Origin of the sequence: Sphaerospermopsis sp. LEGE 00249 (assembly GCF_014299995.1) — a bacterium.
In the GTDB taxonomy this organism is placed as follows: Bacteria; Cyanobacteriota; Cyanobacteriia; order Cyanobacteriales; family Nostocaceae; genus Sphaerospermopsis; species Sphaerospermopsis kisseleviana.
In genome coordinates, this window is sequence record NZ_JACJUZ010000116.1 from 1 (window position 1) to 10,079 (window position 10,079).

The 10,079-nt window shown below is 38.5% G+C and carries 6 protein-coding genes; 3 read left to right on the top strand and 3 right to left on the bottom strand.

What is annotated here, in order from left to right:
* Window positions 1-28 precede the first annotated feature (28 nt).
* A complete protein-coding gene (locus H5968_RS23720; RefSeq protein ID WP_187041908.1) occupies window positions 29-451 on the bottom strand; it encodes a TerB family tellurite resistance protein in 423 nt (140 codons plus the stop codon).
* 57 nt (window positions 452-508) lie between these two features.
* A complete protein-coding gene (locus H5968_RS23725) occupies window positions 509-1,849 on the bottom strand; it encodes a 16S rRNA (cytosine(967)-C(5))-methyltransferase (protein WP_187041909.1) in 1,341 nt (446 codons plus the stop codon).
* A gap of 319 nt (window positions 1,850-2,168) precedes the next feature.
* Here H5968_RS23725 and H5968_RS25905 point away from each other — a divergent pair, with 319 nt between their 5' ends.
* The 3 genes from H5968_RS25905 to H5968_RS23740 are packed head-to-tail and all read left to right on the top strand — an operon-like array spanning window position 2,169 to window position 7,408.
* Window positions 2,169-3,800 (top strand): ATP-binding protein, encoded by a 1,632-nt coding sequence (locus H5968_RS25905; RefSeq protein ID WP_255427237.1) that lies wholly within the window; start codon window positions 2,169-2,171, stop codon window positions 3,798-3,800.
* Window positions 3,787-6,180 (top strand): WD40 repeat domain-containing protein, encoded by a 2,394-nt coding sequence (locus tag H5968_RS23735; RefSeq protein WP_187041910.1) that lies wholly within the window; start codon window positions 3,787-3,789, stop codon window positions 6,178-6,180. The genes H5968_RS25905 and H5968_RS23735 overlap by 14 nt, the downstream gene beginning before the upstream one ends.
* A 4-nt stretch (window positions 6,181-6,184) precedes the next feature.
* Window positions 6,185-7,408, top strand: coding sequence for an ATP-binding protein (locus tag H5968_RS23740; protein WP_255427238.1), 1,224 nt, complete (start codon window positions 6,185-6,187; stop codon window positions 7,406-7,408).
* A 52-nt stretch (window positions 7,409-7,460) separates the two neighbouring features.
* On the opposite strand, the gene H5968_RS23745 is transcribed toward H5968_RS23740, so the two are convergent.
* Window positions 7,461-8,921, bottom strand: coding sequence for a glycoside hydrolase 100 family protein (locus H5968_RS23745; RefSeq protein ID WP_187041911.1), 1,461 nt, complete (start codon window positions 8,919-8,921; stop codon window positions 7,461-7,463).
* Window positions 8,922-10,079: the final 1,158 nt, after the last annotated feature.

Genomic DNA, 10,079 nt, shown 5'->3' on the forward strand with positions numbered 1-10,079 from the left:
CCAGTCCCCAGTCCCCAGTCCCTAGTCCCTAATTCTGCACATCCACCCAACGACGATAAAGCTTTTGAATTTGTTTTAACAGTGGGTTGTAAATTGGTTGAGTAGAATCATGGGATTTACTCAACTCCTCCAATGTAGTCAATAGTTTAGCTTCTTCAATGGCTACTTCACCATCACTGTAAATCAATCCACTGATAGCTTCAATCAGATTTTCACACTCTTCTAAACTGGGGCGATCGCCCAAATATTCTCTCACCCATTCATAACATTGATTTGGTTTAACTGGTACTAATTCATACAGCCAAGGCTTAATCTCTGGGTCAGTAGCTAAACCCTTAGCTTGAGCTATTTCCCGCAGATATTGTCTTTCCTCCGGCTGGATTCTACCATCAATCCAAGCTGCTCCAATCAGAATTTTAACTAGATTTTTAACATGAGAATTACTAACCATTGTTGCCTCCTCCAGTAGATTCGGTCTTTCATCAAATGGTACAATCCCTAGCAGTATTCACTCGGAATCCTTGGTTTTTCTTAAACGCACCATGAAAAAACCATCCATATCTTGTTCATGAGGCCATACCTTCAACCACCCAGAGGCAGAAACATCAACAAAATCAAAGCTAGGATGTTCAATTTGCCAATGGGAATTTTTTTCTAAAAAGTTTGTAATTACTTCTTCATTTTCCTCTGGGTGTAATGTACAAGTAGCATAAACTAAAACTCCTCCAGGCTTGACAAAATTTGCAGTATGTGATATCAACTCTTGTTGGATTTGGGCTAATTCATGGACAGATGCGGGAGTTTGTCGCCAACGCGCATCAGCGTGACGGTGCATAGTTCCCAAACCGGAACAAGGAGCATCTAATAATACACGGTCAGCGATGTTATGAAATTGGGTAAAAGTGCGACTATCCCCCGTGCAGATTTGGATAGATTGTAAATTCAGACGTTTGGCATTTTCAGTAAGTTTGCGTAAACGAGAAGCAGTTTTATCACAAGCGTAAATTTTGCCCTCATCCCCCATTAACTCTGCAATATGGGTAGTTTTTCCCCCTGGTGCTGCACAAACATCAATGATCACCTCACCGGGTTGGGGATCAAGCAAATGACCAACTAACTGGGCGCTACTATCTTGCACACACCACCAACCATCTTGAAAACCTGGTAAATTTTGAATTGCACCCGTACTACTAATTAATCTTAACCCTTGGGGTAAATGGGGAATTTTCCTCACTAAAATACCAGCATCTTTAAAATTTGATTCTACTTGTTCTAAGTCACTCTTAAGAATATTAACTCTTAAATCAATAGTCGGGGTTTGATTCATCCATTGACAGAGTTTTTCTGTTTCCTCAAAACCTAATTGTTTTAACCAAACTTCAATTATCCAATCGGGAAAACTATATAAAATTCCTAATCTTTCTACAGGATTTTCTGGTAATTTTAAAGGTTCTGATGAAGTTTCTGCAAGTCGTAAATATTGCCGTAAAAACCCATTCACAAAACCCGTCAAACCAGAAAACCCATTGGTTTTTGCTAGTTCTACAGTGGTGTTGACAGCAGCAGAAACAGGGATTTTTTCCTGATAACGAAGTTGATATAAACCCAGATGTAAAATTGTCCGTAGGTCTGGTGGTTGTTGTAGTGCTGATTTCGTAGCCAGTTGATTAATAATAGCGTCTAAAGTGCGTTGTCTTCTCACACTTCCATAGACTAATTCTGTCATTAATCTACGGTTATTGTCGGGTAGTTTATACTTTTGTAATACACGGTCGAGGGCGACATCAGTATAAGCTCCTTTGTGTACTTCTTTGAGGGCGATAAATGCAACTTGACGGGGGTTAGACATGGAAGGTAATGAGAATTTGACTCAGAGTAGTCATTATAGCTGTGAGGATCAGCCCAAGGAGTTGAAAACAGATTTTTTGAAGTTTGATAGAAACGAACCACAGAGACACAGAGAAACCAGTTCATTGGGCGGTTTCCCGACTTGTAGCAACTAGCGCGACACAGAAAAAATAGGGTTTGAGGAGATTTTGTGTAAGTTCTGTTTTTTAAGACAACGAATGAGCGATCGCTTTATTTATGATTACCCTGTGTAAGCTAAATCTCGTCATCTACTGTTAAGATAGAGTGTAGGTGTGAATTTCTGCCATATTATCGCTAAAATGGACATTAACTCAGTAATTAGTGCGATCGTTAGAATTGCTTCTAGTGCTGCTCCCCTAGCTATCCAGTCAGCAGAACGAAGTGAAATTGTGATCAAAATTAAAAAGGAATTAGGTTTTGATCCGTTACAACCGCCAAAAGATGCTGTTAGCGTTTACAATTATGCTTTAGTTGAGTATGGAGTGGGTAAACCTGAGTTGGTTCTAGAACTTTTTAGAGAACAACAAATTCAACAAGCTTTTTGGAAAAGTTTTAGTTCCGATGATTCTTTAATCTTACATCAAGAAGTAGAAGATTTTCTAGATTGCAATATCTTGGGAGATAAAATACGAGAGCTAGAATCAAAAAATATTTCAGAAAATATTAACATTCGTCAAGAATTTGAGGAATTTTGTCAAGTTTTTATCAGAGTAGCTGAACGCACGATGACACCTGCGGAAGTTTTACTTTATAAAATTTTCAAGCAATCGAGATATCGTGAAACTCAAACATATAAATATCCCCCAGGATATCAACCATTAATTGAAACAAAAATCCAATCCTTCTGCGGTCGCAAATTTGTATTTGAAGCCTTTGCGAAATTCGTGAACACCAATAGAAAAGGCTATTTTACAGTTATCGGTGATGCGGGAATGGGCAAAAGTACCATTGTAGCAAAATATGTTTCTGACCTGAAAGCAGTTTGTTTTTTTAACATCTTATCAGATAGTCAGAACACTCCTGATTTATTTCTTAACAGCATTCGTGAACAACTGATTAATCGCTACCAATTAGAAAATGTTGAAAATGCTGATTTGTCAACTTTACTGGTGCAAACTACTGAAAAAATTGGCAATGATAAAAAATTAATTATTTTTGTTGATGCACTAGATGAAGTCAACCAAGAACCAGGACCGGAAAATATTTTATATTTACCCAAAACCCTACCAGATCATGTTTATTTCTTCCTGACACGACGACGCTATGAACCCGGTAAAAAACGACTTTATACAGAAGGTGTAACACAAGAAGAATTAGATTTGACTGACAAAAAGTATGATGCAGAAAACGCAAAGGATATTCAAGAATATATTCGCTTTTGTTTAGAAAATGACCCAGAACATAAAAACGGCTTACAAAATTGGATTACCAGTCAAAGTATCACCATTGAATCTTTCATTAAAGAATTAGCCGCAAAAAGTGAAAATAATTTTATGTACTTGCGCTATGTGTTACCAGCAATAGCAGAGGGTAAATATAATGATTTTAAATTAACCCAATTACCACAAGGGTTACAAGATTATTATCAAACTCATTGGGACAGGATGAAAATGAATGATTCATCTAAAGAAATGAAAGTAATGATTCTGTTTACCTTAGTGGAAATTGCCACACCAATTCCCTGTGAGATGATTTTTAATATTCTCCATCAAGATGAATATGTTGTACAGGATGTTTTAGATGAATGGATTGAATATTTAAGAACATCAAATATAGATGGAGATATTTGTTACAGTATCTATCATGCTAGTTTCTTAGATTTCTTGAAAGCAAAAAGAGAACTACAAGCAACCCGCAAGTTATTTAAAGAAGTAAATCAGCGCATTGCGGATTATTTAGAACAGGATGAGGATGACAATGAAACAAATTGAAAAAAAATCCTCTGCCCAAAAATTACATAAACAAAAAATTCGTCTGGCTAGATATCCTTATAGTTTGGTTAATTCTGGTCAGTATGAAAAATATTTCCAAACCCTCACAAATTATCAATTCATATCCGCCAAAATCAATCATCCTGACTTTGGCATCCAAGCATTAATAGAAGATTATGATTTACTGGATGATACCCAAACCAAAACCCACCCAGACCAAACCAAAACCTTAAAATATATTCAAAGTGCTTTGCGACTGTCTGCACACATAGTCACCCAAGACAAACAACAATTACCCAGTCAATTATGGGGAAGGTTACAAGCTATCCACACCCCAGAAATTCAAACCCTATTAAACCAAGCACAAACAAACCACCCTCACCCTTGGTTGCGTACCCTCACTCCCAGTCTCACCCAAGCAGGAGGAAGCTTAATCCGCACTCTCTCAGGTCATAGTAGTTCGGTATACGCAGTAGCAGTCACAGCAGACAATCAACGGGTGATTTCTGGTTCATCTGACAATACTGTCAAGGTGTGGAATTTACAGACGGGGAAGGAACTGTTCACCCTTGAAGGTCATAGTAGTTCGGTATACGCAGTAGCAGTCACAGCAGACAATCAACGGGTGATTTCTGGTTCATCTGACAATACTGTCAAGGTGTGGAATTTACAGACCGGGGAAGTACAGTTCACCCTTGAAGGTCATAGTAGTTCGGTATACGCAGTCGCAGTCACAGCAGACAATCAACGGGTGATTTCTGGTTCATATGACAATACTGTCAAGGTGTGGAATTTACAGACGGGGAAGGAACTGTTCACCCTTGAAGGTCATAGTGGTTGGGTATACGCAGTCGCAGTCACAGCAGACAATCAACGGGTGATTTCTGGTTCATCTGACAAAACTGTCAAGGTGTGGAATTTACAGACCGGGGAAGAACAGTTCACCCTTAAAGGTCATAGTGGTTGGGTAAACGCAGTCGCAGTGACAGCAGACAATCAACGAGTGATTTCTGGTTCATCTGACAATACTGTCAAGGTGTGGAATTTACAGACCGGGGAAGAACTGTTCACCTTTAAAGGTCATAGTAATTGGGTAAACGCAGTCGCAGTCACAGCAGACAATCAACGAGTGATTTCTGGTTCATATGACAAAACTGTCAAGGTGTGGAATTTACAGACCGGGGAAGAACTGTTCACCCTTAAAGGTCATAGTAGTTCGGTAAACGCAGTAGCAGTCACAGCAGACAATCAACGGGTGATTTCTGGTTCATCTGACAATACTGTCAAGGTGTGGAATTTACAGACCGGGAAGGAACTGTTCACCCTTAAAGGTCATAGTAGTAGGGTAAACGCAGTAGCAGTCACAGCAGACAATCAACGGGTGATTTCTGGTTCTTGGGACAATACTGTCAAGGTGTGGAATTTACAGACGGGGAAGGAACTGTTCACCCTTGAAGGTCATAGTAGTAGGGTAAACGCAGTCGCAGTCACAGCAGACAATCAACGGGTGATTTCTGGTTCATATGACAATACTGTCAAGGTGTGGAATTTACAGACGGGGAAGGAACTGTTCACCCTTGAAGGTCATAGTAGTAGGGTAAACGCATTCGCAGTCACAGCAGACAATCAACGGGTGATTTCTGGTTCATATGACAATACTGTCAAGGTGTGGAATTTACAGACTGAAAAAGGATTTTTTGCGTTTATTGGTAATTTTATAAATCGTATTAAATCAAAGTTCACCTTTAAAGGTCATAGTGATAGGGTAAACGCAGTAGCAGTGACAGCAGACAATCAACGGGTGATTTCTGGTTCAGATGACAATACTGTCAAGGTGTGGAATTTACAGACGGGGGAAGTACAGTTCACCCTTGAAGGTCATAGTAGTAGGGTAAACGCAGTCGCAGTCACAGCAGACAATCAACGGGTGATTTCTGGTTCATCTGACAATACTGTCAAGGTGTGGAATTTACAGACCGGGAAGGAACTGTTCACCCTTGAAGGTCATAGTGATAGGGTAAACGCAGTCGCAGTCACAGCAGACAATCAACGGGTGATTTCTGGTTCTTGGGACAATACTGTCAAGGTGTGGAATTTACAGACCGGGGAAGAACTGTTCACCTTTAAAGGTCATAGTAGTTTGGTAAACGCAGTCGCAGTCACAGCAGACAATCAACGGGTGATTTCTGGTTCTTGGGACAATACTGTCAAGGTGTGGAATTTACAGACCGGGGAAGAAATAGCTACTTTCACAGGTGACAGTGACTTTCTTTCCTGTGCGGTTGCACTTCCCAATCAATTCACAGATACGTTAACAATTGTCGCGGGTGACGTTGGGGGAATGGTGCATTTTCTAAAGTTGGAAAATGGGGGAGAATAAATTTATGAACTCCACCCCCAGACCACCAACGGTTAATAATTACCTGGATACTCAGCAACAATTCACGGACATTATTAACGCCAAAAGCACGAATTTTATCGGTCGTGAGTTTGTTTTTACTGAGATTAATAATTTTCTCAACCGCTATAACCGGGGTTATTTCACAATTATCGGCCCACCGGGTAGCGGTAAAAGTGCCATAATTGCTAAATATGCTCAAAAAAATTCTCCCAAAAATTACCAAGTGATTTATTACAACGCGGAGTTAGAGGAGAAAAATCACGCTGCGGAATTTTTAATATATATATGTTGTCAAATTATCGCCAAGTTTCAAAATCTATCCCTGCCAAATTTACCGGATAACGCTACAGAAGGAAGTTGGTTTTTATCATTGTTACTACAACAAATCAGCGAAAATTTACAATTACATCAACCAAACCAACCAAACCAACCAAACCAACCAAACCAAAAATTAATTATTGCCATTGACGGGTTAAACTGCATCAACCGCAACTTACAACCACCAGGAACAAATATTTTTTATCTTCCCCGCTACCTCCCCCAAGGAGTGTATTTTCTCCTTACCCGTCGTCCGTTTTTATCAAGTAATTCTGGTTTATTAATTGAAGCACCAGTACAAAGTTTGAATTTAGCAGATTATCCACAGGAAAATAAACAAGATATACAAAATTATATTCAAACAACCCTAAATTCTCCCCCCTTTTTAACGGGGGTTGGGGGGGATCTAAAATCTTGGTTAAATACCCACAAAATCACCGAAAAAGCCAATAATTTTCAATACATCAGCGCAATCTTCACCGCTATTGCTGACGGTTTCTATACCCAAACCCAACAAATACAAACATCATTCCCACCAGCATTAGAAACCTACTATCAACAACATTTAGCCAAAATGCTAGATTGGGAAAATCAAGATTTACCCCTAGCTGTTTTGCAAGTCTTAGCCGAAGAAACACAACTTATATCAGTTACAGATATTGCTAATTTATTAGATACTGATGAATTTGATGTAGAGGAAATTTTAGAAGCTTGGTTTGAGTTTTTAAATGTAGAAATTAAATCTAATGTTTCTGTTTACAGTTTATATCATGATAATTTCTGCCAATGGCTGAAAGGATATCTCAGAAGTATCCAAATTAATCGAGATCCCCCCTTACCTCCCTTATTAAGGGGGGAAATTAATCAAAGTCCCCTTTTTGGGGATTGAGGGGGATCTACAAATAAAGGTGGGTAACACAGACGCTAACCCACCCTACGATTTATAAATTCATCAAAGAATCTATACTACCCACTTCAAACTCACAAGCCCTAGAAATTGTTTCTGGGGGTAATTTATCAAAACTAACTAATGGCAAGAAATCAGGATTATCTATGAGTTCTTTCCCTAATAAATATCCTGCTATTGTCCAAGTTTGATATTTCCGCGCTTGTTTACCAATTAATCTACCTTTTTTACCATCGTAATATTCTGGCCATTCATCTTCACTCAATCGCGCTTTAGCAATTTCTATTGCTTTTCTAGCCATACCAGTTTTATTAGTTTTCACTGCTGCTGCGGCTAACATCCACATTAAAACAGGCCAACTTCCGGCATTATGATAGGACCAAGGTATATTTTTCGGATCGCATCCTGTCACCACTCTATATTCTTCATTCTCTAAAGCTGGGAAACAGATTTTCATCGGCATATCTCCTACCAAATCATCCCATCTTTTTTCAATTAAATTCATAATTGCTTGTGACTGTTCTTCTGTGGATAAATCACAAATCACAGCCATTAAATTTCCCAGGGTAAAAAAGCGAGTATCTAATTGAGATGGTCCGACATTACCAGCAAAATAACCGCCTTTTTTCGGTAGCCATTTATCTAGTTCATAGTAAGGCAAGGAATCAGCATAAATATTAAATAAATTCACCGCTGTTTTCCCATATTCTTCACTTTTAAAGCGATAAATGGCATTCAAACGATTCAGATCTATCCAGTAGTGTTTGCGAATATGTCCACATAACAAAGGTAATCTATTATCAATTGCTTCAACAATATCTTGATTACCTTGACAAATTAATAACTCACGGGCTACACGCAAAGCCGCAAAAAATAGCACTTGAATTTCTAAAGGATGTCCATAAATTCCCATGCGTCTATCAATCATACACGCACCATCAGGAACTAATAATGTCGGGTACATATCAAAACGATTTGCCAAACAGATTTCCATAATTAACCGGATACCTGTTTGAAATTCCGGTTGATAAGCTAGAGTATAATCATTAGTAGCGACTACATAGGCACGTAATAAAATCAACCACCATAAACAAGAATCAACAGGTGTGACTCTAGCGATCGCGTGTTCTCCAAAATCAGCTTCTAAATGTTCTTCCCCATTAATAGTCACAACTTTAAAGCTGGCTGGAATTAAACCCCTACCCGGTTTATAAGCATCCAACGCCTTTTCTTTAGGCTGTAACTTTAACGTTTCTTCCAAAAAGTTTTTGACAATATCGGTTCTACCTTTAATCAGAAAAATCAACGCTGAAGAAACAAAATCTCTAATGAAACATTGGTCATAATTCAATGCTTCTACGGATGGATCATAAGCCGCTAAAGTACCAACAGGACGACCTTGATAGTAAAGTATTGAATTTTCTAGTGCCTGCCACGCCTCTTTTTCTATAGTTTCACTTGTAGTTTTACTTGTGGTTAATTCATTTAGTTGCATCGCCAGAATAACTCCATTAAGATAGTGAATTTGTGGTGAATGCGGCTTTATTTCTCATGAGTATTTGCTATGTTCAGCAAAATATAACTTGAGCAATAGCAAATAACATTCCTTAATAGCAATCCTCAAACAAAATCAGTTACAATTACTGATTATCAGCAAATTAATTAGGTCATAATTAGGGGTTGCTGAGAAAGTCTTTCCGTGAGGGCATAGGAGTCAGGAGTCAGGAGTCAGGAGTCAGGAGTCAGGAGTCAGGAGTCAGGAGTCAGGAGAAGATTTGAAAATTTCTTTGCCATCTCTTGAAATCCCAAAAAATGCACACTTTTTCCCTTCTCCCTGACGATTAATGAATCGGTGTTCTAGCTATTCACATCAAACAATACAAAAAATATTCATCAGAAAAATTACAGCAAAATATACAAGATATATTTTGAGATTCCGCATTATCCCATGAGAAAATCTAGGATAGTGCTTTTACAAACAAAAACATACCCCCCATGCTGTTTTAGGATCGTAATAATGAAGTTTCAACCCCTTACAGTATATTTACTTGACAATGATTGACTGTTTGCAACTGCTGGTTAAATTATTCCCCTTTAACTTAACAATTTATAACGTTTTTTCCCAATATGCAATATAGATCATTAAAAAATTTAAAATGTCAATTTTCTGGAAAATTTCGACATTATAACCCAATCATCAAACCAAATCACAAATAACTAGGGGTTGCTGAGAAAGTCTTTCCGTGAGGGCATAGGAGTCAGGAGTCAGGAGTCAGGAGTCAGGAGGAGATTTGAAAATTTCTTTGCCATCTCTTGAAATCCCAAAAATTGAGAATTATCTAATAAGCTGTTACACAGCTAAATTGTATAATCCTAATATTCTGAACTCTTGTGTAACAGGCAAGATGCCTGTTCCACTTATACAAATTAAATGCACAACAGCTTACTTTAAAAACTCCATAAGTAGGGGTTGCTGAGAAAGTCTTTCCGTGAGGGCATAGGAGTCAGGAGTCAGGAGTCAGGAGTCAGGAGTCAGGAGGAGATTTGAAAATTTCTTTGCCATCTCTTGAAATCCCCAAAAATGCACACTTTTTCCGGTATACCCTTCAAAACCCTTGCACTAATTTCTGTGTTTATCAGCCTCTAACCTTTG